15 protein-coding genes are annotated in these 21,443 nt (G+C 65.3%); 11 read left to right on the top strand and 4 right to left on the bottom strand.

Translation table 11 applies throughout. From position 1 onward, the window contains the following. Nucleotides 1-727: 727 nt before the first annotated feature. Together JI664_RS16910 and JI664_RS16905 are read right to left on the bottom strand one after the other, a co-directional pair. The gene (locus JI664_RS16910; protein WP_207014948.1) at nucleotides 728-1,684 is read right to left on the bottom strand and encodes a nickel/cobalt transporter; all 957 of its coding nucleotides are present in this window, start codon (nucleotides 1,682-1,684) and stop codon (nucleotides 728-730) included. 608 nt (nucleotides 1,685-2,292) lie between these two features. Next, nucleotides 2,293-2,967 carry a DUF1007 family protein gene (locus tag JI664_RS16905; protein ID WP_207014947.1) on the bottom strand — a complete coding sequence of 225 codons (675 nt, stop codon included), beginning with the start codon at nucleotides 2,965-2,967 and terminating at the stop codon, nucleotides 2,293-2,295. A 242-nt stretch (nucleotides 2,968-3,209) separates the two neighbouring features. On the opposite strand from JI664_RS16905, the gene JI664_RS16900 reads away from it, so the two are divergent. Both JI664_RS16900 and JI664_RS16895 read left to right on the top strand, forming a co-directional pair. Continuing rightward, entirely contained in the window at nucleotides 3,210-3,950 is a 741-nt protein-coding gene (locus JI664_RS16900; RefSeq protein ID WP_207014946.1) for a hypothetical protein, read from the top strand. Between the two features lie 10 nt (nucleotides 3,951-3,960). Continuing rightward, on the top strand, nucleotides 3,961-5,154 hold the full coding sequence (locus tag JI664_RS16895) for a GSCFA domain-containing protein (RefSeq protein WP_207014945.1): 1,194 nt from the start codon (nucleotides 3,961-3,963) through the stop codon (nucleotides 5,152-5,154). Between the two features lie 21 nt (nucleotides 5,155-5,175). Here the strand turns inward: JI664_RS16895 and JI664_RS16890 are convergent, their stop codons facing one another. Beyond that, entirely contained in the window at nucleotides 5,176-6,732 is a 1,557-nt protein-coding gene (locus JI664_RS16890) for a trimethylamine methyltransferase family protein (RefSeq protein ID WP_207014944.1), read from the bottom strand. 282 nt (nucleotides 6,733-7,014) lie between these two features. After that, a complete protein-coding gene (locus JI664_RS16885) occupies nucleotides 7,015-7,851 on the bottom strand; it encodes a helix-turn-helix domain-containing protein (protein WP_207014943.1) in 837 nt (278 codons plus the stop codon). Between the two features lie 142 nt (nucleotides 7,852-7,993). On the opposite strand from JI664_RS16885, the gene JI664_RS16880 reads away from it, so the two are divergent. From JI664_RS16880 to JI664_RS16840, 9 genes are all read left to right on the top strand, one after another. Beyond that, complete coding sequence (locus JI664_RS16880) at nucleotides 7,994-8,899, top strand: fatty acid desaturase (protein ID WP_207014942.1); 906 nt, start codon at nucleotides 7,994-7,996, stop codon at nucleotides 8,897-8,899. Continuing rightward, a complete protein-coding gene (locus JI664_RS16875) occupies nucleotides 8,896-9,636 on the top strand; it encodes a phosphate/phosphite/phosphonate ABC transporter substrate-binding protein (RefSeq protein ID WP_207014941.1) in 741 nt (246 codons plus the stop codon). Before JI664_RS16880 ends, JI664_RS16875 begins: the two co-directional genes overlap by 4 nt. 16 nt (nucleotides 9,637-9,652) lie before the next feature. Then, a complete protein-coding gene (locus JI664_RS16870) occupies nucleotides 9,653-12,199 on the top strand; it encodes a GcvT family protein (protein WP_207014940.1) in 2,547 nt (848 codons plus the stop codon). 298 nt (nucleotides 12,200-12,497) lie between these two features. After that, complete coding sequence (locus JI664_RS16865; protein ID WP_207014939.1) at nucleotides 12,498-13,580, top strand: zinc-binding dehydrogenase; 1,083 nt, start codon at nucleotides 12,498-12,500, stop codon at nucleotides 13,578-13,580. 89 nt (nucleotides 13,581-13,669) lie between these two features. After that, nucleotides 13,670-14,902, top strand: coding sequence for a mandelate racemase/muconate lactonizing enzyme family protein (locus JI664_RS16860; RefSeq protein ID WP_207014938.1), 1,233 nt, complete (start codon nucleotides 13,670-13,672; stop codon nucleotides 14,900-14,902). 234 nt (nucleotides 14,903-15,136) lie between these two features. Then, nucleotides 15,137-16,777, top strand: a complete 1,641-nt coding sequence (locus tag JI664_RS16855) for an ABC transporter substrate-binding protein (protein ID WP_286174148.1) — start codon at nucleotides 15,137-15,139, stop codon at nucleotides 16,775-16,777. 152 nt (nucleotides 16,778-16,929) lie between these two features. Beyond that, complete coding sequence (locus JI664_RS16850; RefSeq protein ID WP_207014937.1) at nucleotides 16,930-18,015, top strand: ABC transporter permease; 1,086 nt, start codon at nucleotides 16,930-16,932, stop codon at nucleotides 18,013-18,015. 12 nt (nucleotides 18,016-18,027) lie between these two features. Continuing rightward, nucleotides 18,028-19,188, top strand: a complete 1,161-nt coding sequence (locus JI664_RS16845; protein ID WP_207014936.1) for an ABC transporter permease — start codon at nucleotides 18,028-18,030, stop codon at nucleotides 19,186-19,188. A 96-nt stretch (nucleotides 19,189-19,284) separates the two neighbouring features. Next, complete coding sequence (locus tag JI664_RS16840) at nucleotides 19,285-21,369, top strand: ABC transporter ATP-binding protein (RefSeq protein WP_207014935.1); 2,085 nt, start codon at nucleotides 19,285-19,287, stop codon at nucleotides 21,367-21,369. Nucleotides 21,370-21,443 lie beyond the last annotated feature (74 nt).

The following is a 21,443-nucleotide window of genomic DNA, read 5'->3' as shown; positions in this document are numbered from 1 at the left end:
CAGATTTTCCTGTTATTTTAGCTCACTAGACGGATAATGCCCAATCATGTTGCGCGCGCAACCGTTTTTTATGCATTTGTGTAACATTCATGACGAGTGAGGCGCCCCGCGTCCCTGGCAACCCGCCCAAAGGCGCACGCGACGCGCATTCTTACCCTTGTTTTCGCGGATCCGCGCAGCGAGGCTGCCCGGTGCCTCGCCTTGATCGCTGCTGAATCGCTATCGTCCGGCGCGGTCTCGTCTCGCGAATTCCGTGTCGTTTTGTCCGTCGCCCCCATGCTCCCGGCTCATCGAAAGGCAACACATCGCCTGACTGGAAGAATGTTCTCATTGAACAAGAGGCCCATACTGGCGAATCCTGCCCGTCAGACGACGCGCCAATCCTTTTGCGCCAAGGCCCGGGATCCCGCCGGATCATGAGGCTTGCAGCCCTTTGACCAAGGCGAACTCCGTTCGCTACACCTTATGACGCGAATGGGAGGGGGACGGCATCGGCATCCTTGCGGCGCCTTTTGGGGTGGGGACGTGGCTAGAGGTTTTGAACTCGGATTTTTTGGGGGCTTCGTGAGGCCGAGGCATCCGGGACGCGATTGCGCGCGTCGGCGCAACGCAACCTATCCGCAACGGAGTTTTACGCGACTTCGACGCGCCCCGCTCCGTGGGTTCACGTCACTTCCGGCGGGGCGGCATGAGCACTATCGGAAATGAGCAGTACCGAAAGCAAGCGCTACAGAAAGAACCCTGAAGCCAGCAAGACGATCAGTCCGCCGCCGAACAGATGCGCCAGTGCGCTGAGCAGCAGGACGCTGCGACCGTCGCCGCCCGCCAGGGCCAGTTTGCGCGCGGCGACGCCGCCCGTTGTGACCAGCGCGTTGAAGGCGGCGGTACCAAGGCCCATCGCGATAACCGACAGCGCGCCAGCCATGAAAACATCGAACCGCGCGGCAATCAGCAAAACGACCAAGGCGCCCGAACAGGGCCTGATCGCGATTCCCGCCACCAATGCCGCCGTATCGCGCCAGCCGGTCAGTGAGCGGATCTCGGACAGACTGGGACCATGGGCATGGCCGCAGCCATGGTGATCGTGTCCATGCTCAGGGTGTCCATGGTGATGGTGAGCATGTTTATCATGTCCATGATCATCATAAGCATGGATACTATCCGGCGAGGAGCCGTGCGCTTCCGCGGAGTTGTCGGGGCCGGTGCCTTGCTGCGCCCTCCGCAGCCGGAACAAGGCGCGCAGGCCACGCCATGCCAGCACCAGACCGATGGCGACCATGGCCAGCGCGCTGGCGCGGACCAGCCATGTCTCGGTAACCTCGACCAGCGCCGCGCTGCTGGCGCGCAAGGCCAGTGCGACGACCCCCACAAGGGCGATGGCCACCGAAGCCTGCGCCAACCCCGAGGCAAGGCTCAACGCCCAGAGCCGCCGCAGCGTCGCACCGCTGGCCAGAGCCGCGCCACCGAGCAGAACCTTACCATGTCCCGGGCCTGCGGCATGGACGAAGCCATAGGCCGCCGTCGCCGCGCAAAGCGTCCAGATCGCGCGTGGTTCGTTCTGGCGCACCGCCTGAAGCGCGCGGGCCATGCCGTCCTGAAACGCACGCTGCGCCGAGGCCGCCCGGACCAGCAACGCTTCCCATGGCAGCCACGCCCAGACCGCCAGCCCTGCCAAGATGACCAAGGCCAGCCACAAAAGGGGGCGTATCAGGGGCGGTAGAGGCCGTGGGGCCGAAGGTTGCGGCATATCAGGGCGGTGCGGCGGGGTATCGTCGGTTTGCGAGTGGCGGGAATTGGGGGCAGCCTCAGTGCCGCTCTCGGCTTGGGTATTGCGCGTCGTCAGCGCGTCTAATTGGCATGTTTCGTCAGTTTCGTCAGTTTCGTCAGTTTCGTCAGTTTCGTCAGTTTCGTCAGTTTCGGCGGCGACAGAGGTCAGGACCGATTGCCCATCATCGGGCTCGTCGGAAAGTGCGGATCTTGGTTGTTCAAAGCGGGCCTCATTAGATGTGCCGCGTGCGGTTCTTCTCTCATCAGAGCCGCCCTCGGCAAGGCTCGGCTCGGCGGTCGCATCACCATAGGCTCGGCCCGACCGGATGTCTCGCCTCCCGGAAGACGCGCTATGCGTCGACAGGTCGGCCGTTCTGTCTGCCCCATATGTGTCGACCAAACCCCTGTGTCGCTTGGTGCTTCCTTCGGCGCGTTCCTCACTTGGTCCAGCGCTTCGCACCACCGCAGCAGATCCAGCCCCGGCCTCTGCCGCGCCGCGTGGTAATCCGTTGAACCGCCGCTCGCTCATAGGCCATCCTCGTCGCAGTGCAGCGTTACCCGGTCGGCAAAAAGGCGGCCCACGGTCTCGTCCTCGGGCATTTCCTCGCGCGACAGGGCTGCCAGCCGCGCCCGCAGCGCGTCGCTGGCCTCGTCGGGCGTGAACGGGATGATCTCGGTCACGCAATGGCCGGGCAGCGCGGGCGAGTCCGAGCCGTCGAGGATCGTGTAGGCGTAATAGAAGATGGGATCGTAGAGCCGTAGCACGATATCGCCTGCGGGCAGCGTCAGCGGATCAGCCAGCGGCAGGGTGAACCGCACGACGATCTGGTCGTCGATATGCGCGGCCGAGGCGTCCTCGGGGCGGGACATCGCCACTGGCGCGCCGTCGAGCGTGAGATGGATGTCGCCGTCATAGCCCGGCTCCCACTCGGTCTCGCCCGCGACGATGGCGGCGCGGTCGGCATCGTCCAACTCGCCGTCGCGATCGCGGTCGAGATCGAGGATCTCGACCAGGTAAAGGCTCGTCAGCAGATCGTAGCGCCACTCGATCCGCAGCGCCTGCAACCGGCCTTCGTCGATGACGAAACCGGCGCGGGCATCGACATAGACATGTGGATGGGCCTGCGCGACCGAGCTCGCCAAGCACAGGGCAAGCGTTGCAACAATGCGTGACACGACAGGGGAAGGGAACAGGGGCATCGGGTCTCCATCCGGATGCTGGCAATCTAGTCCGCTGCGTTGCATGGGGACAAGGCGGTCGCGGGCAATGGCGCCGGCGGCGCGCGGCTTGTCGCCCACGCCCGATGCGTCACTGAGGCCACGCGCGCCCGCCCGGACCTCACGCCCGGTGGACAAGCCCGGCCCCTGCGGCGATAGCGGGGCTTGCCTTGACCGGTCCCGGTGCATGCGGGATAGTCGGCCAACGAAGGACGAGGGTTTTGATGCAAGTACTGATCGTCGGGGATTCCCATACCGGTGCCCTCAAGCGCGGACATGATCTGATGGTCCAGCAGGGCACCGCGCCCGAGGGGATCGAGTGGCGCATTCAGCCTCTGGGCCCGGGCAAACGCATGAACACGCCCTTCTGGAAAGACGCTGGCGACCATGCGGTGATCACCGATCCGCAATACGGCAAGATGATGCCCAAGCTGCCGCCCGATGATCCGCGCCCCGATGCGATCGGTCTGTCGATGCCGATGTGGAACGGGCGCGTCATGCGGATGATCCTGCAAAGCGGCTACGTCGTGCACGGGTTGCCGGGGCAGGGGCATGTGATGTCGCGCGCTCTGCTGCGCCACATGGTGCTGTCGGACATGAAATACATCATGGCGCTGGGTACGTTCCTGAGCGGGCTGGGCTATCCGGTCTTTGCGATCGAGCCGCCGACGCTGTTTCGCCATTGGGGCTATGTGCGTCCGTTCGGTGCCGAGACCTGCCTTGCGCTGCAGGCCGAGGTCCGCGCGATCCAGCGCGCCCGCGTCGACGAGGCCGGGATGCCGGTGATCGACTTGCCCGAGGGCTGTATCCTCGAAGACGGTTTCATGGATCCGCAGCATCGCTCCGAAGATCCCACCGACACCCATCATGTGAACGCGGAATTCGGCGCCCTGATGCTGCAGCGCGCCGTCCCCTATCTGCGCGAGATCGCCACCCGGGCGGCCAGCGCCCGGGCCGCCGGCTGAGGAACCCCGAATGTCCCATCCCTATAACGACCAGCCCGACAGCGCCTTCTGGCGCCGCGCCATCGGCGACCGCCAGCCGCAAGAGATCGGCGACTGGTACACCAAGCGCTTCTCGCTCGACGGCAAACGCATCGCGACGGCCGGAAGCTGTTTTGCCCAGCATCTCGGGCGTCAGCTTCGCAATGCGGGTTTCGATTACGTCGATTGCGAATTGCCCCCGACCGGCCTGCCCGAGAGCGATTATCTCGACTGGGGCTACAAGATGTATTCGGCGCGCTACGGCAACGTCTACACGTCCCGGCAGCTGGTCCAGCTATTCGACCGCGCCACGGGCGTTTTCGACCCGGTCGAGGATTACTGGGAGCGGGATGGCGGTGTCGTCGATCCGTTCCGCCCGACGATCGAACCCGAACCGTTCGGGTCGGTCGAGGAATTGCGCGCGCTGCGCGACGACCACCTTGCCGCCACGGCCGAGGTCTTTCGCACCGCCGATGTGCTCGTGTTCACCATGGGCCTGACCGAGGCATGGCTGTCGAAAAAGGACGGCGCCTGTTTCCCGCTCTGTCCCGGCACGGCGGGCGGCACCTATGATCCCAACCAGCATTTCCTGCAAAACCTCAGCTCGGCCGAGGTGCGCGCGGATATGGAAACCTTCCTTGCCAAGGTCAAACGCATCAATCCCCGGCTTGAAGTGCTGCTCACCGTCTCGCCGGTCTCAATGATGGCGACGGCAACCCCGCAACAGATCTCGGTCGCTACCGTTTACAGCAAATCGGTCTTGCGCGCGGTCGCGGGCGAGCTTCACGGCGCGCATGATTACATCGACTATTTCCCGTCCTACGAGATGATCGTCGGTCCCGCCGCGCGCGGCGTGTTCTTCAAGGAAGGGATGCGCGAGGTCGCCCCCGAAGGCGTGGCCTATGTGATGAAGAACTTTCTGTCCGAGCACCGACCGCCCGCCAGCGCCGCGCCCGTGGCAGCGGCCCAGCCCGCCGACACCTCTGACATTCCGCTGCGGATGGCCCCGCGCATGGCGCCCAATGCCGCCCCCCGGCCTGCGCCCACAGCCGCGCGTCCCGCGCCCCGCCGCTCTGCACCGGGTCGCTCGGCACCCGTCGATCTGTCGGGCGTCGATTTTGATGACGACGACGTCAAATGCGACGAGGAACTGCTCAACACCTTCGGTAATGGCGCCAAGGACTGAGCCTGGACGACCCGTTCCTCGTCAGAAATCCGTCGGCGCGCCGCCCTCTTCCTTGCGGCGCGCGACGAAGGCCTGCAACTCTTCGCGGATCGCCGGATCCATCGCGGGCGGTTCGAAAGAATCGACGATGCCACGATAGATCCGGTGCGCGCGCTCGGGCGTCTCGACCGCGCCTGCCTGCGCCCAGGCTTCGTAATTGCGCCAGTCGCTGACCATCGGATCGTAGAAGGCCGAACTGTAGCGCGCCTGCGTATGCGCACAGCCGAAGAAATGCCCGCCCGCGCCGACGTCGCGCACGGCGTCGAAGGCAATCGCGTCGGGATCGGTCGCCACCAGATCGGGCGCCATATAGCGCTGGATCATCTGCAAAAGCTCGCAATCCATGACGAATTTCTCGGGGCTGGCGATCAACCCGCCTTCAAGCCAGCCGGCCGCGTGATAGACCATGTTCGACCCCGACTGGACCGCCGCCCAGAGCGAGTTCGACGTCTCCCACATCGCCTGTCCGTCGGGCACATTCGCCGTGCAGACCCCTGATGAGCGCAGCGGCAACCCGTAGAACCGCGCCAATTGCCCGGTCATCTGCGTCGCGCGCATGTATTCGGGCGTGCCGAAAGCGGGCGCGCCCGAGCGCATGTCGACATTCGAGGTAAAGGTGCCGATCCCCACCGGGCAGCCCGGCGCCACGTATTGCAGCAGCGCCACCGCCGCGAGTCCCTCGGCAATCGACAGCGCCACCGCGCCCGCCATCGTCACCGGCGCCATCGCGCCCGCCAGCGTGAAGGGCGTCACGATCACCGGCTGGCCGCGCCGCGCAAGCCGGAGCGCGCCGTCAATCATCGGGAAGTCGTGTTTCAGCGGGCTGACCGAATTGATGTTGGTATACATCCGTGGCGCCGCTTCGAACGCGGCATGGCTCAGCCCGCCCGCGATGCGTACCATCTCCATCACGTCCTCGACCCGCTCGCGACCCAGCGAATAGGCGTGGCAGACCTTGTCGGTCAGCGTGAGCTTTTCAAACAGGCAGTCGAGATGCCGGATCGACGGGTGGATGTCGATGGGCTCGACCGGATAGCCCCCGGCGATATGGATGCAGTTGAAGGCCTGCGTCAGCATCATGAATTCACGGAACGTGCCGAAATCGCCAGGCCGCTTGCCGCGCACGAGGTCCCAGGCATTGGGCGGGCTCGAGACATTGACGAAGGCCATGTAGCCCTCGCCGATCGTGACGCGGCGCTCGGGGTTGCGCGGGGTGATGGTGAAGGATCGCGGCGCCCGGCGCACCATCTCCATCACGAAATCCTCGTCCATCCGGACGTTCTGCCCCTCAACCCGGCATCCTGCATCGCGCAGGATCGTCAGCGCCTCGTCATTGAGAAACTCGATACCGATCTCCGACAGGATCCGCATCGCGCCCTTGTGGATTGCCTGCACACCGGCCTCGTCCACGGGCTCGACCGGACGGTCGGTGTTGCGCGGCACGCGCCACGGCATCTGCTCAAGCTTGAAGCCGGTGCCGCGCCGCGCATTGCCACCCCGCCCGCCATGCCGCTTCCTGCGCGCCGCGCTCTCGTCCATCGAGGCCTCCGTCTGTGCCGGGAAAAGGGTAGAGCGGCATGCGGGCTGGCGGCAATGCGAGAGAAGTCAGCGGCGGGTGACGCGAAGTGACACGGCAAACGGACGCGCGCCTTCGGCCCGCGCGGGAGGGTTTTGCACCCTCCCGAACCCTCCTGCAGGATATTTGTGGAACAAAGATGGGGCCTTCAGAGCTTGTTAACCCTGCGCATCTTTGTTCCTGAAATATCCTCGGGGGTGAATTGGCCGCAGGCCAAGAGGGGGCAGACAGCCCCCTAAGCCCGCTTACCGCAGCGTCAGGGTCCGGACCCAGCGCGCAGTGTCGTGGGCATGTACCTCGGCATGGCGGATATGGCGGTCAAAGCCCTGCGCCAGATCGCGGATCAGCGGTTTCGAGCGCACCAGCATGTAGGTATCGCCCGTATAGACCGCAGCCCTTGTATAGCCGAACACCGTCATCGGCGCGGCGAAGCGTTTGCGGCCGTCGAACAGGTACATCCGGAAAGCCGGGTACAGCTCGTCAAGCGTGGCGGCGATATGGGAAAGCTGGTCGCGGCGGGCGTCGGCGTCCAGCCCGGTCCAAATCCCGCCGCCTTGGGCAAAGATTTCCAAGGATTGCAGCGGCATACAAAGCTCGATATCGCTTTCGGGCATGCGCGAGAAATGCAGCCTTCGGTCGGTCTGGCGCTGCAGGCGTCTGCGTTCCTGCTCGTTCGACGCGGCCTGATAGGCGATCACCGCCTGAGTGCGCATCAGGTCGGGCAGCCATGCCGGAACATAGCGCACCTTCTGCCCGCTGGCTTCGTGGTGCCAGCGTTCCATCGCCGTGCGGTTTTCTTCGTCGAGTGCCTGTTCTGTCTCGACCGCGTCGAGCACCTTCATCGAGCGTCCCGGCTCGTCGCTGAGCCCCAGCAGCCAGTCGGCCGAGACCCTGAACCGCGCGGCCAGGGCCAGCAGCGTCTCGGCGCGGGGTAGGCGGGGGTTCTGGCCGGAAATCAGCTGCGAGAGCGCCGAGCGATCGATGCCGATCTCGGCGGCGAAGGCGGTTTGCGACAGGCCCGAGCGGCTCTGGACATCGGCCAGTCGCTTGCGAAAGGCGGCGGCGGTCTCGCGCTTGTCCATGACATCCCCGTCAGATCTGTGGCTTTTAGTAAACAGATGTGACTTCGCGCGTCAATCGCGGCGGATACTGACGTGCAAACGCGCGTTGCCGTGCGCGTCAAAAGCGGGAGACTGGCGGCATTCGATCATCACAGGAGAAGCGATGCGCCGGGATCTGCGCCTCGAATGGCCGACATTGGGCCTGATCGCGGGTTGTTACGGCGTATGGCTCGTGGCCGGGTTCTGGCTTTACCCGCGCGCGCCCGTCGCCGCGCTGGCCCTGATGGCGGTGATGACGGCGCTGCATTCCTCGCTGGTGCATGAATGTCTGCATGGGCACCCCACCCGCCACCGGCTGATCAACGAGGCGCTGGTCACGCTGCCCTTGTCGCTGGTCTATCCGTTCCGCCGCTACCGGTCGCTGCATCTGGCGCATCACCACGACACCAAGCTGACCGATCCGCTGGACGATCCCGAAAGCTATTACCGCGAGCGCTGGCGCTACCGGGCGCTGCCCCTGCCGTTGCGCGGCCTGTTGCGGCTCAACAATACGCTGGCGGGGCGGATGGTTATCGGTCCGTGGTTGTCGGTGGCGGGGTTTCTGGGGGCTGAGATGCGGCATTTGCGCGACGATGCCTGGGGCGTTCGGCGGGCCTGGGCGCTGCATCTGCCCGCGATGCTGGCGGTGCTGGTTCTGGTCTACGCGATGGGCATTCCTCTGTGGCTGTACGCGCTGGCCGTCTGCTGGCCGGGCCTGTCGCTGATCGCGCTGCGGACCTTTGCCGAGCATCAATGGCACGAAGCCCCCGAGGGCCGCACGATCATAGTCGAGCGCTCGCCGCTGGCGTGGCTGTATCTCAACAACAACCTGCATATCGTCCATCACCGCCATCCGTCGACGCCATGGTACGCGCTGCCCGCGCTCTACCGGGCCCGGCGCGACGACTGGCGCGCGCTGAACAGAGGTTACGTCTTTCCCAACTACTGGGCATTGTGGCGGCAATGGGGGTTCCGGGCGAAAGAGCCCGTCGCCCATCCCGTCCTGAGACACGAGCCCGAGAGACCATGACCCAGACCAATCCCCTCGCCAGCCTGCCGATGTATGACTGGCCCGAGGTTCACGCCGAAACCGATGCCCAATGGCAGACCCTGCGCGCCGTGATGAACGCCGTTGATCTGCCCGAAACGCTGACGCGCCCCGATAGCGGGCCCTATAAGCTCAACGATCACTGGCGCGATCCGGCGCTGGTCTTCAGCCAATGCTGCTGGGGGCCGCTGGATGTCGGCATGATCGATTACCTGATCCCGCTCGCACAGCCCGATTACGGTGCGTGGCCTGGCGGGCGCGGACCGTTCTATCGCTCGGCGATGGTGGTGCGCAAAGGCGAGGGGATTCCTGCGCCGCTGCCCTCGGGTCCTATTGCCGAATTGCCCGCCGCGCCGCTGAAGGGCCGCCGCTTTGCCTACAACGATACCGAGTCGCTGTCGGGCTACCGCGGCCTTGCCGCCGATCTGGCGGCTGATCCCGCCACGCTGGCCGCGCAGACGAACCTGTCGGGCGGGCACCGCAATTCGGTACGCATGGTCGCACAGGGCGAGGCCGATACCGCGGTGATCGATTGCCGATCCTGGGCGCTCGCGCAGCGTTTCGAGCCCGAGGCGGCGTCGCAGCTCGACGTGATCGGCTGGACCGGCGAGCAATTGGGCATCGCCTATGTCACCAGCCGCGCCACCGATCCCGCCATGGTGGCGGCGATGCGCGAGGCCTTGCTGGCCGCCGGGTGTCACCCGGTGCCACCACGCTGAACAAGGGGGAAACGGGATGACGCGGAGCTATCGGGCCGTGGTAATCGGCGGCGGTGTGGTGGGGGCCTCGGTCCTTTACCATCTGGCCAAGGCGGGCTGGACGGATGTCCTGCTGATCGAACGTTCCGAGCTGACCTCGGGGTCTAGCTGGCACGCGGCGGGGGGCTTTCACACGCTCAACGGCGACCCGAATGTGGCGCGGCTGCAGGCCTATACCGTGTCGCTCTACGAGGAGCTCGAACAGATCAGCGGCCAGAGCTGCGGGCTGCACCTGACGGGCGGCGTGATGATGGCCGACAGCCCGGAGCGGATGAACTTCCTGCGCATGACCCATGCGCGGGGCCGCGCGCTGGGTATGGAGACCGAGCTCATCACCCCGTCCGAGGCCAAGGCGATGTTCCCGCTGATGGATGAAAGCCATTTCGTCGGCGCCCTTTGGGACCCGGTCGAAGGCCATCTCGATCCGTCGGGCACCACCCATGCCTATGCAAAGGCGGCGCGCGTGCTGGGCGCCGAGATCGAGCTGCGCAACCCGGTCGAGGATATCACCCAGACACCGGACGGCACCTGGACCCTGCACACGAAGAACGGCCCGATCACCTGCGAGCATGTGGTGAATGCGGGTGGCCTCTGGGCGCGCGAGGTCGGGCGGATGGTCGGGCTGGAACTGCCGGTTCTGGCGATGGAGCATATGTACCTGCTCACCGACACGATGCCCGAAGTCGTGGAATTCAACCAGTCGACGGGCCGCGAACTGGTCGGGGTCATCGATTTCAAGGGCGAAATCTACACGCGACAGGAACGCCAGGGCATCCTGCTGGGCACCTATGAGAAAGCCTGCAAGCCGTGGTCGCCGGTGAAGACGCCGTGGGATTTCGGGCACGAATTGCTGGCCCCCGATCTCGACCGCATCGCGCCCTCGCTGGAAGTGGGGTTCCGCCATTTCCCGGCGGTCGAACGCGCGGGCATCAAGCAGGTGATAAACGGCCCCTTCACCTTTGCCCCCGACGGTAACCCGCTGGTCGGGCCGGTGCCGGGACTGACGAATTTCTGGTCCGCCTGCGCGGTGATGGCGGGCTTTTCGCAGGGCGGCGGCGTGGGTCTCGTGCTGGCCAACTGGATGACCGGCGGCGATCCCGGGCACGACGTGTTCGGCATGGATGTCGCGCGTTTCGGCGAATGGGCGACGCTCAGATACACCAATGCCAAGGTGCGCGAGAATTACTCGCGCCGCTTCTCGATCCGCTTCCCGAATGAGGAACTGCCCGCCGCGCGCCCGGCCGAGACCACGCCGCTTTACGACCTGATGCTGTCCCAGAACGCGGTGATGGGCGATAGCTGGGGGCTGGAGGCGCCCCTGTGGTTCGCCCCCTCGGCAGCCGAGGCTCAGGATATCCCTTCTTTCCACCGCTCGAACGATTTCGCTCATGTCGCCCGCGAGGTGAAGACAACCCGCGAAAGCGTCGGCGTGACCGAGATCGCCAATTTCGCCAAATACGAGGTGACGGGCGCGGGGGCTGAGGCGTGGCTCGACCGGCTGATGACCAACACGATGCCGCGCACCGGGCGGCTGGTGCTGACGCCGATGCTGAACGCGCGCGGCAAGCTGATCGGCGATTTCACCATCGCGAAGGCTGGCGAGGGGCGCTTCATGGTCTGGGGCTCGCTCGGTGCCTCGCGTTACCACATGCGCTGGTTCGAGAGCCATCTGCCCAAGGACGGCTCGGTCAGGGTGCACCGCTTCCACATGGACCTCGTGGGTCTGTCGATCTGCGGCCCGAAGGCGCGCGACGTTTTGGCGAAACTGGTCGATGAGGATGTTACGAACGCCGCCTTCCGCTTCATGGATTTCCGCGAAATGGACGTGGCGGGGGCGCCCTGCGCGGTCAACCGGATCTCCTATACCGGCGATCTGGGCTACGAGATCTGGATGAAACCGGCAGCCCAGCGGCGGGTCTATGCGGCGATCAAGGAGGCAGGGGCGGAACACGGCATCACCGATTTCGGCATGCGGGCGCTGCTGTCGATGCGGCTGGAAAAGAACTTCCCCACCTGGTTCGCGGAACTGCGCCCGATCTATGGCCCCTATGAGGGCGCCATGGACCGCTTCGTCAAACTGCAGAAACCCGATTTCATCGGCCGCGAGGCAGCGGTGCGCGAGCGTGACGAAGGCCCGAAACTGCGCCGCGTCTCGCTTATGATCGGGGCCGATACGGCCGATGTGATGGGGGACGAGCCGATCTGGGCCAAGGTGGGCGACACGGATTACGAAACGATCGGGACACCACATGGTTATGGTGCCCCCCGTTTCGACGCCAAGGGGCGCGAGGTTGCCAAGCCCGATCCCGCACGCGATGGTGACTGGCGGGTCGTCGGCTGGGTCACGTCGGGCGGCTACGCGCATTGGGTCGAGAGATCCATGGCGCAGGGCTATCTGCCGGCGGCTTTGTCCGATCGCGGCGAAGCGGGGCTGTTCGAGGTCGAGATCATGGGCGAACGCCGCGCGGCCACCATCGCGCTGGAGCCACCTTTCGATCCGACGGGCGCAAGAATGCGGATGTAGCGGGGGGGCGGGGCGTCTCGGGCCCCGCAAGGGGGCCGCTCGCCGCCCCGGCGGGAGGCGCTTCGCCCTCCCGCGCCCTCCCGAGGATATTTATGGATCAAAGATGAAGAGGGCCTCGTGGTGGCATCTTTATTCCGTACGTACCCTCGGAGGTGAATTGGCCTTCGCCCAAGAGAGGGGCAGAAAGCCCCCCTGTTCCGTGCGGGGATCCGTGCGGGCGCAGGGCGACGCGAGGGCGGGCTTGCTCCGGACGCGCCGGGTGTGTTCTCTGAGGCGGAACCGAGGGGGAGAACGAGTCATGAAAGCTGCAATCTGTCGGGACTTTGGTCAGCCGCTATCGATCGAGGAGGTCGTGCTCAGGGCGCCGGGGCCGGGCGAGGTGCAGGTCGGGATCGACGCCGTGGCGATCTGCCATTCCGATATCGGTTATCTCGACGGGATCTGGCACAGCCAGCTTCCCGCCGTCTACGGGCACGAGGCTGCCGGGCGGATCACGGCCTTGGGCGAGGGGGTGCAGGGGCTGTCAGTCGGCGACGCGGTCGTGGTGACAATGATCCGCGCGTGCGGGCAATGCCGTGCCTGCCGTCTGGGCAGGCCGTATCTCTGTGCCACGCGCTACAACCGCGGCAACGGTGTGCTCAGCCTGCCCGATGGCAGCGTGGTCGAGCACGGGCTCGATACCGCCGCCTTTGCCGAGGCCTGTGTGGTTCATGCCAGTCAGGTGGCGAAAGTGCCCGACGATCTGCCGATGGAGCTGGGCGCGCTTCTGGCCTGCGGGGTGATTACGGGCACCGGTGCAGTGATCAACACGGCCGGTGTCAAAGCGGGCGAGAACGTGGTGGTGATCGGCGCCGGGGGCGTCGGGCTGAATGCCATTCAGGGCGCGCGGTTGGCCGGGGCGGGAAAGATCATCGCCGTGGATCTCGCCGAGGAAAAGCTGGAAGCCGCCAAGGAATTCGGAGCGACGGATGTGTTGCGCGCCGACATGAAGGGGCTGCGCAAGGCCGTCATGGCGCTGACCGAGGGGCAGGGGGCCGAGCATGTGATGGTCGCCGTCGGGGCGGTTGCCGCCTATAATCAGGCCGCCTCGCTGGCGTGCAAGGGCGGGCAGGTGGTGATGGTGGGTATGCCACCCTCGGGCGCGAAGATGGAGGTCGAGCCGGTTATCGCCGCCGTCACCGCCCAAAGCTATCGCGGCAGTTTCATGGGCGCGACCGTGGTGCAGCGCGACATCCCCTATCTGGTCGAGATGTGGCGTCAGGGGCGGCTGAAGCTGGAAGAGCTGATCACCGCGCGCTACGCGTTCGAGGATATCAATCAGGCCATCGCCGATGCCCGGCAGGGCCATGTCCGGCGCAACGTCATCATCATGGAGCGGTGACCGACCGCAGGGCCGGGGTCCGCGCGTGAGCGATAGGCGCGGGGCCTTCGGGCGTTGTAACGGCGGGCCGTTCCGCCAGAGAGGATGCGATGAAGCTGCAGGATCTCGATATCTTTGTCGTCGGCACGCCGCCGCCGGGTTGGGGCGGGCGATATTGGCTGATCGTCAAGCTGACCGCCGATAACGGCATCAGCGGTTATGGCGAGGTCTATGCAGCCTCGGTCGGTCCCAAGGCGATGGTGGCGGTGATCGAGGATGTCTTCGCGCGCCATATGCAGGGCGAGGCGCCCGCGAATGTCGAGACGATGTTCCGCCGCGCCTATTCGGCGGGCTTCACCCAGCGCCCGGATCTGACGGTGATGGGGGCTTTCTCGGGGCTTGAGATCGCCTGCTGGGATCTGTGGGGCAAGGCGCTGGGCCAGCCGGTCCATGCGCTGCTGGGGGGGCGGCTGAACGAACGGCTCAGGGCCTATACCTATCTCTACCCGCTCGACGGGATGGATCCGCGTGAATTCTGGAGCTCGCCGGATATGCAGGCCGAATCCGCGCGTGCGGCGGTTGCGCAGGGGTTCACCGCGATCAAGTTCGATCCGGCCGGGCCCTATACGATCCATGGCGGGCATCAGCCGGCGATGTGGGATATCGATCTGAGCGTGCGGATGTGTGCGGCGATCCGCAAGGCGGTGGGCAATAATGCGGACCTTTTGTTCGGGACGCATGGGCAGTTCACGCCCTCGGGCGCGATCCGGCTGGGGCAAGCGCTGGAGCCCTACAGCCCGCTGTGGTTCGAAGAACCGATCCCGCCCGACAATCTTCTCGATTTCGCGCAGGTGGCGCAGGCGGTGCGCATTCCTTTGGCCACGGGGGAGCGGATGACCACCAAGGCCGAGTTCGGAACGCTCTTGCGCTCGGGCGGGGCCTCGATCCTGCAGCCGGCGCTGGGCCGTTCGGGCGGGATCCTTGAGACGAAGAAGATCGCCGCCATGGCCGAGGCTTTCGGTGCGCAGGTTGCTCCGCATCTTTATGCCGGGCCGGTGGAATGGGCTGCGAATGTGCAGCTGGGCGCGACGCTGCCCAATCTGCTGCTGGTCGAGAGCATTCAGACCGGGGGCGCGTTCCACCGTGCGCTGACCCGCGACACGCTGACGGTCGAGGACGGCTACATCACCGTTCCCACGGCGCCGGGGCTGGGGATCGAATTCGACGAGGCGCTGGCGCGCGAACAAGCCTATGACGGCGACGCGCTGCATCTGCAGATGCAGGAGGCGCCGTGCGATTACTCGGCGGCGAATGCGTTTCAGGGCGGCGCGCCGCGCGATTGATCGTTGGTCGCAGGCAGATCCCATGGGTGCGATTTGGCGCGCCTCAGGGGCCTGCAAGGTGCCGTGGCGCGGACGGGGCTTATGGAAAATTCGGTTGAAAATCCGGGCGTGTCGCGTTTGGATGGATTGATGTCGTTTTTAACGCGGTGCCGGGCGTGACCTTTGGGCCGCATGAGCTAATTCGGATCAGCGGCCTAACCGCACAAAGAATCCGAGCCAACAGGGAGTTGAACCATGAAAGATCTTCACGCGAAGCGGGAGGCTGTTCGGCATCCCGTGGCAGAGATGTACGCCCGTGAACACGCTGCGCGTAAACTGGATCGCCGGGAATTTCTGACCCGCGCGACGGCGCTGGGCCTTGCCGTGCCCGCGGCCTACGGCCTTCTGGGCCTCGCGGCGCCCGAAGCTTCGGCGCAAGAGCCGCAAATGGGTGGCACGCTGCGCATGCAGATGGCGATCAAGGCGCAACGCGACCCGCGCACCTGGGACTGGTCCGAACTGGCCAATGCCTGCCGCGGCTGGCTGGAATATCTGGTGGATTACCAACGTGACGGCTCTCTGCAGCCGGTGCTTCTGGAAAGCTGGGAAGCCTCGGACGACGCGACGACCTACACCCTGCATGTCCGTCCGGGCGTGACGTGGAACAACGGCGACGCCTTCACCGCCTCGGACGTGGCCCACAATATCGAGCGCTGGTGCGACGCCTCGGTCGAAGGCAACTCGATGGCCAGCCGCATGGGCTCGCTGATGGAGGACGATGCGCTGCGCGACGGCGCGGTTGAGGTGGTCGATGACCTGACCGTTCGGCTGAACCTGTCGAGCCCGGATATCGCGCTGATCGTGTCGATGGCCGATTACCCGGCGGCGATCGTGCACCCGTCCTTTACCGGCGACGACCCGGTCGCCAACCCGATCGGCACCGGCCCCTACCTGCCGGTCAGCTACGATCCCGGCATCGGCGCGGTGGTCGAGCGCAACACCGATCATACGTGGTGGAATGAAGGCAACGGCGCCTATCTTGATCGAATCGAATTCATCGATCTCGGCACCGACCCGGCATCGTGGATCGCCGCCGCCGAAGCCGGTGAGATCGACCTCAACTATCAGGCGCAGGGCGATATCATCGATATCTTCGACGCCATCGGCTATCCGCGCTCGGAAGCCGTCACCGCCGCCACCATCGCCGTGCGCTTCAATCAGGATAACGAGCCCTACGACAACAAGGACGTGCGTCTGGCGCTGCAGAAAGCGGTCAACAACGCCATCGTTCTGGAACTGGGCTACAACGATCTGGGGACCGTGGCGGAAAACCACCATGTCTGCCCGATCCATCCCGAATACGCCGAGTTGCCGCCGATCGAATCCGACGCCTCAGCCGCGATGGCCCGGCTCGAGGAAGCGGGCCACGCCGAGACCGAATTCGAGCTGATCTCGATCGACGAGCCGTGGCAGGCCGAAACCTGCGACGCGGTGGCGGCGCAGATGCGGGATGCGGGCATCAATATCTCGCGCACCATCCTGCCCGGCGCGACCTTCTGGAACGACTGGACGAAGTATCCGTTCTCGGCGACTGAATGGAACATGCGCCCGCTCGGCGTTCAGGTCCTGAACCTTGCCTATCGCACGGGCGGCCCCTGGAACGAGACGGCCTTTTCCAATGAAGAGTTCGACAGCCTGCTCGACGAGGCCAACGGCATCGCTGATGCCGATGCCCGCAGCGAAGTGATGGCGCGGATCGAAACGATCATGCAGGAAGAGGGGGTTCTCATTCAGCCCTATTGGCGCTCGATCTTCCGCAACGCGGCCGAGAACGTGCACGGGGCCGAGATGCACCCGACCTTCGTCGTCGATTACGTCAAGTACTGGAAGAGCTGATCTTCCCTCAGGGCGCGCCGCAGACCGGCGCGCCCTGATTTTTCCGACCCGTCTTCCCTGCCCGCAAGGGATCCCTCCTTCGCCGCCGCGCCGTCCGGATACCGCCTGATTACCGGCCTTCCGTGCGTCCGTGGCCCGCCATCGGAGACGCCATGCTGCTTTTTCTCTTGCGGCGCATCGGCCTGATGCTCGTCACCGCGCTTTGCCTCACCTTCGTGGTCTTCGCGCTCACCAACATGCCCGCCAAGCTGGAAACGCTGGCCAAGACGCAGGCCGGCAGCCGAATGTCGGATGCCGAGGTTGCAAGCTGGCTCGATCGCAACGGCTATGGCGAGCCGCTGGTGATGCGCTACGGCGAATGGCTGGGCGTATGGCCGGGCTGGGTGCGCGAGGATGAGGACGGCACCGTCACCGGCCGGTGCGTGACCCTGCGCGACACGCCCGAGGCCGCGGGCGAACGCTGCGGGCTGCTACAGGGCGACTGGGGCTTTTCGACCCGCTTCCGCGCCGATGTCGCCGATGTCATCACCGCGCGGCTTGGCGCGACGGGGCTCTTGATGATGTGGGTGCTCATCGTGATGGTGCCGATGGCGCTGATCGTGGGGGTGCTGGCGGGGATGCGCGAAGGCTCGCGCACCGACCGGACGCTGTCGACCTTTGCCATCGCCTCGACCGCGACGCCCGAATATGTCTCGGGCGTGCTGTTCATCGCGCTTCTGGCGTCGTCCACGGTGGGTATCTCGCCGATCCTCGCCGAGTGGGGCTGGATCGACGGGCGCGTGCTGTTTCAGGGCAATGCGCGCTCGGCCATGGACAATATCACCCTGTCCAACTTCACCCTGCCGGTGCTGACCATCGCGCTTTACGGCATGGGCTATGTCGCGCGCATCACCCGTGCCTCGATGACCGAGGTGATGACCCAGCAATATATCCGCACCGCGCGTCTCAAGGGCGTGAGCTTTTCCAAGATCGTCCTGCGGCACGCGCTCAGGAACGCGCTGATCGCGCCCTTCACCGTGATCATGCTGCAGATCCCGTGGCTGTTGAACGGCGTGGTGATCTCGGAAGTGCTGTTCTCCTATCCGGGCTTCGGCTGGACCCTCTACGAGGCCGCCGTGAACAACGATATCGAACTGCTCCTCGCCTCGTCTGTCGTGGCGGTGGTGGTCGTGCTGGTGACGCAGCTGATCTCGGATATCGGTTATGTCTACCTCAACCCGCGCATCCGGATTTCGTAAGGAGAGCCCGCCATGGACCCGCTCAACTGGTTCGAAATCCTCGCCCGCATGGCCCAGCAATTCCTGCCCGTCTGGGTGGCGCTGGTGGTGACCTATGCGCTTTCCATCCGTTTCAAGCGCCGACTGGGGCTGTACGGCAAGCTTTTTGATTCCACGGTCGGCATGATCGGCTTCGGCATCGTCATGTTCTGGCTCTTTACCGCGCTCTTCGCAGATATCGTCATCACCCATGACGCGCTCTCGCAGGTCAGCGGCATGCGCAATGAGCCACCGGGCGCGGCCCTGCGAGATCCGGGCGATCTCTATCCCTATTACCTGCTGGGCGGCGACAGCCTCGCGCGGGACGTGTTCTCGCGCATGGTGATGGGCGCGCGCGAGGTGCTGCGCATCGCGCCCTTCGCGGCGATGATCTCGTTCATGATCGGCATCACGCTGGGCCTGCCCGCGGGCTATTTCGGCGGCAAGCTCGATACCGGGCTGACCTTCCTCGCCAATCTGGTGCTGGCCTTTCCGGTGATCTTGTTGTTCTTCCTGCTGGTCGCGCCCGAGATTCAGGAAACGATCATCCCCTCGGTGATGGCGGGCGTGCTGTTCCTCGTACCGATCGTGTTCGTGACCATTCTGCTCAACGCGCGCTTCTTCACCCAGCCCGCCAAGCGCAATCTCTATGTGGGCGGCGTGCTGCTTGTGGGCGTCTGGGCCTATACCGGTCTGGTCTTCGATGCCGACCCGGCCGGCTTCTGGTCGATGTCGCCCAACCTGCTCAACGTCTTCGTGGCCGTGGTCTTCGTCAACGCGCCTACCGTGTTCCGCATCGTGCGCGGCATCACGCTGGACATCAAGACGCGCGACTACGTCGCCGCCGCCCAGACCCGGGGCGAGGGGCCGTGGTACATCATGCTTTGGGAAATCCTGCCCAATGCGCGGGGACCGCTGATCGTCGATTTCTGCCTGCGCATCGGCTACACGACGATCCTGCTCGGTACGCTTGGCTTCTTCGGCCTCGGCGTCAGCCCCGAAAGCCCCGACTGGGGGTCGACCATCAATGCCGGGCGCCGTTTGCTCACCGTCTACCCGCATCCCGCGCTGGTCCCCGCCATCGCCCTGATGAGCCTCGTTCTGGGGCTGAACCTGCTCGCTGACGGACTGCGCGAAGAAAGCCTGAAGGATTGAGGGCCCGCCGCGCCCCTGTCACTTTGTTCCAAATACTCCACGGGGGGCCGGGGGTGTGAAACCCCCGGTTCCCGAACCCGCCACAGGAGAGCCCGCATGAGCGACTGGACCCCCGACCAACCGATCCTCGAGATCGAGAACCTGTCGATCAGCTTCTTCACCCGCCTGCGCGAGATCCCGGCGGTGATGGATTTCTCCTGCCGCGTCATGGCGGGCGAGGCGATGGGCCTCGTGGGCGAATCCGGCTGTGGCAAATCCACAGTGGCACTGGCGGTGATGCGCGATCTGGGCGTCAACGGCCGCATCACTGGCGGGACGATCAAGTTCAAGGGGCGCGACCTAACCCGTATGGGCCAGGACGAGTTGCGCAAGATCCGTGGCTCGGAAATCGCCATGATCTATCAGGAACCGATGGCGTCGCTGAACCCGGCCATGAAGATCGGCGCCCAGCTCGCTGAAGTGCCGATGATCCATCAGAAGATGGCCCGCGCCGAGGCGCTGAAACTCGCCCGGCAGGTGGTGGCCGATGTGCGTCTGCCCGATCCGGACCGCATCCTCGACGCCTATCCGCACCAGCTTTCGGGCGGCCAGCAGCAGCGCATCGTCATCGCCATGGCGCTGATGTCGAAACCCGCGCTGCTCATCCTCGACGAGCCGACCACCGCGCTCGACGTCACGGTCGAGGCGGGGATCGTCGATCTGGTCGGCGAACTGGCCGAGAAATACGGCACCTCGATGCTGTTCATCTCGCACAATCTCGGGCTGGTGATGGAGGTCTGCGACCGCATTACCGTGATGTATTCCGGCGAGGCGGTCGAGACGGGCGACATCAAGGACGTGTTCGACAAGATGCGTCACCCCTATACGCAGGCGCTGTTCCGCTCGATCCCGCTGCCCGGAGCCTCGAAGACCGCGCGCCCTTTGCAGGCGATTCCGGGGAATTTCCCGCTGCCGCATGAGCGCCCGGATGGCTGCAATTTCGGACCGCGCTGCGACTATTTCGAAGCCGGGCGCTGCGATGCGCGCGACATTCCGATGGCGCCGGTTTCGGGCGATGCCCGCCATACCAGCCGCTGCCTGAAATTCGACGAAATCGACTGGGACGCGGCTTTTGCTGTGCAGACAGGCGAAGCGCGCGCGCCCATTGGCGACGTGGTGCTCGAAATGCAGGAGGTGCGCAAGTATTACGAAGTCTCTGCCTCGACCCTGTTCTCGGGTGGGGACCCCAAAGTGGTGAAGGCCAACGAAACGCTCAGCTTCGACGCGCGTGAAGGCGAGACGCTGGCCATCGTCGGTGAATCGGGGTGCGGGAAATCGACCTTCGCCAAGGTGCTGATGGGGCTGGAAACCGCGACCTCGGGGCAGATCATGCTGTTCGACCAGACGGTCGAGTCGACCCCGATCCAGCACCGCAACACCGATACGGTGTCGTCGCTGCAGATGGTGTTCCAGAACCCGTTCGACACGCTCAATCCGTCGATGAGCGTCGGTCGCCAGATCGTTCGCGCGCTCGAAATTTTCGGGGTGGGGACCAACGACGCGGAACGCCAGCAGCGGATGCTGGAACTGCTCGACCTCGTCAAGCTACCGCGCGAATTCGCCACCCGGATGCCGCGCCAGCTTTCGGGCGGGCAGAAGCAGCGCGTGGGCATTGCACGTGCCTTCGCGGGTAACGCCAAGGTGGTGATCGCCGACGAGCCGGTCTCGGCCCTCGACGTGTCGGTGCAGGCGGCGGTGACGGAGCTGCTGATGGATATCCAGCGCAAGAACAAGACCACGCTGCTGTTCATCTCGCACGATCTGAGCATCGTGCGCTACCTGTCGGACCGCGTGCTGGTCATGTATCTGGGCCATGTCGTGGAACTGGGCAGCACCGATCAGGTCTTCGCGCCGCCCTACCACCCCTATACCGAGGCGCTCCTCTCGGCGGTGCCGATCGCCGACACGAAGATCGAGAAGAAACGTATCGTGCTCGAAGGCGATATCCCCTCGGCGGTGAACCCGCCGCCGGGCTGTCCCTTCCAGACCCGTTGCCGCTGGAAGTCGCAGGTGCCGGGCAACCTGTGCGATACCGAGGTGCCGCCGCTTCGAGACGTCGGCGGGGGGCATCAGCTGAAATGCCACCTGTCGCAGGCGATCCTTGATGACATGGAGCCGGTCTTCAAATTCGCCGCGGAATAGGCCGGGCCTCAGGGGCATCGAGCCCCCTCGGCCCGGCGGGCTGCCGCCCGCACCCGCCCGGAGGGGACGCACGC

The sequence above is a fragment of the Rhodobacter sp. NTK016B genome (genome assembly GCF_017303295.1).
GTDB lineage: Bacteria > Pseudomonadota > Alphaproteobacteria > Rhodobacterales > Rhodobacteraceae > Pararhodobacter.
The sequence above is the reverse complement of the archived record's forward strand: the minus strand, read 5'-3'. Positions and strand labels throughout refer to the sequence as shown.

Bases quoted from the DNA above. Each gene is read 5' to 3' on its own strand.
- JI664_RS16905 (WP_207014947.1), bottom strand. From the start codon at position 2,967: ATGCCCCTGTTCCCTTCCCCTGTCGTGTCACGCATTGTTGCAACGCTT.
- JI664_RS16880 (WP_207014942.1), top strand. From the start codon at position 7,994: ATGCGCCGGGATCTGCGCCTCGAATGGCCGACATTGGGCCTGATCGCG.
- JI664_RS16860 (WP_207014938.1), top strand. From the start codon at position 13,670: ATGAAGCTGCAGGATCTCGATATCTTTGTCGTCGGCACGCCGCCGCCG.
- JI664_RS16865 (WP_207014939.1), top strand. From the start codon at position 12,498: ATGAAAGCTGCAATCTGTCGGGACTTTGGTCAGCCGCTATCGATCGAG.
- JI664_RS16900 (WP_207014946.1), top strand. From the start codon at position 3,210: ATGCAAGTACTGATCGTCGGGGATTCCCATACCGGTGCCCTCAAGCGC.
- JI664_RS16845 (WP_207014936.1), top strand. From the start codon at position 18,028: ATGGACCCGCTCAACTGGTTCGAAATCCTCGCCCGCATGGCCCAGCAA.
- JI664_RS16855 (WP_286174148.1), top strand. From the start codon at position 15,137: ATGAAAGATCTTCACGCGAAGCGGGAGGCTGTTCGGCATCCCGTGGCA.
- JI664_RS16875 (WP_207014941.1), top strand. From the start codon at position 8,896: ATGACCCAGACCAATCCCCTCGCCAGCCTGCCGATGTATGACTGGCCC.
- JI664_RS16895 (WP_207014945.1), top strand. From the start codon at position 3,961: ATGTCCCATCCCTATAACGACCAGCCCGACAGCGCCTTCTGGCGCCGC.
- JI664_RS16885 (WP_207014943.1), bottom strand. From the start codon at position 7,851: ATGGACAAGCGCGAGACCGCCGCCGCCTTTCGCAAGCGACTGGCCGAT.
- JI664_RS16890 (WP_207014944.1), bottom strand. From the start codon at position 6,732: ATGGACGAGAGCGCGGCGCGCAGGAAGCGGCATGGCGGGCGGGGTGGC.
- JI664_RS16870 (WP_207014940.1), top strand. From the start codon at position 9,653: ATGACGCGGAGCTATCGGGCCGTGGTAATCGGCGGCGGTGTGGTGGGG.
- JI664_RS16850 (WP_207014937.1), top strand. From the start codon at position 16,930: ATGCTGCTTTTTCTCTTGCGGCGCATCGGCCTGATGCTCGTCACCGCG.
- JI664_RS16840 (WP_207014935.1), top strand. From the start codon at position 19,285: ATGAGCGACTGGACCCCCGACCAACCGATCCTCGAGATCGAGAACCTG.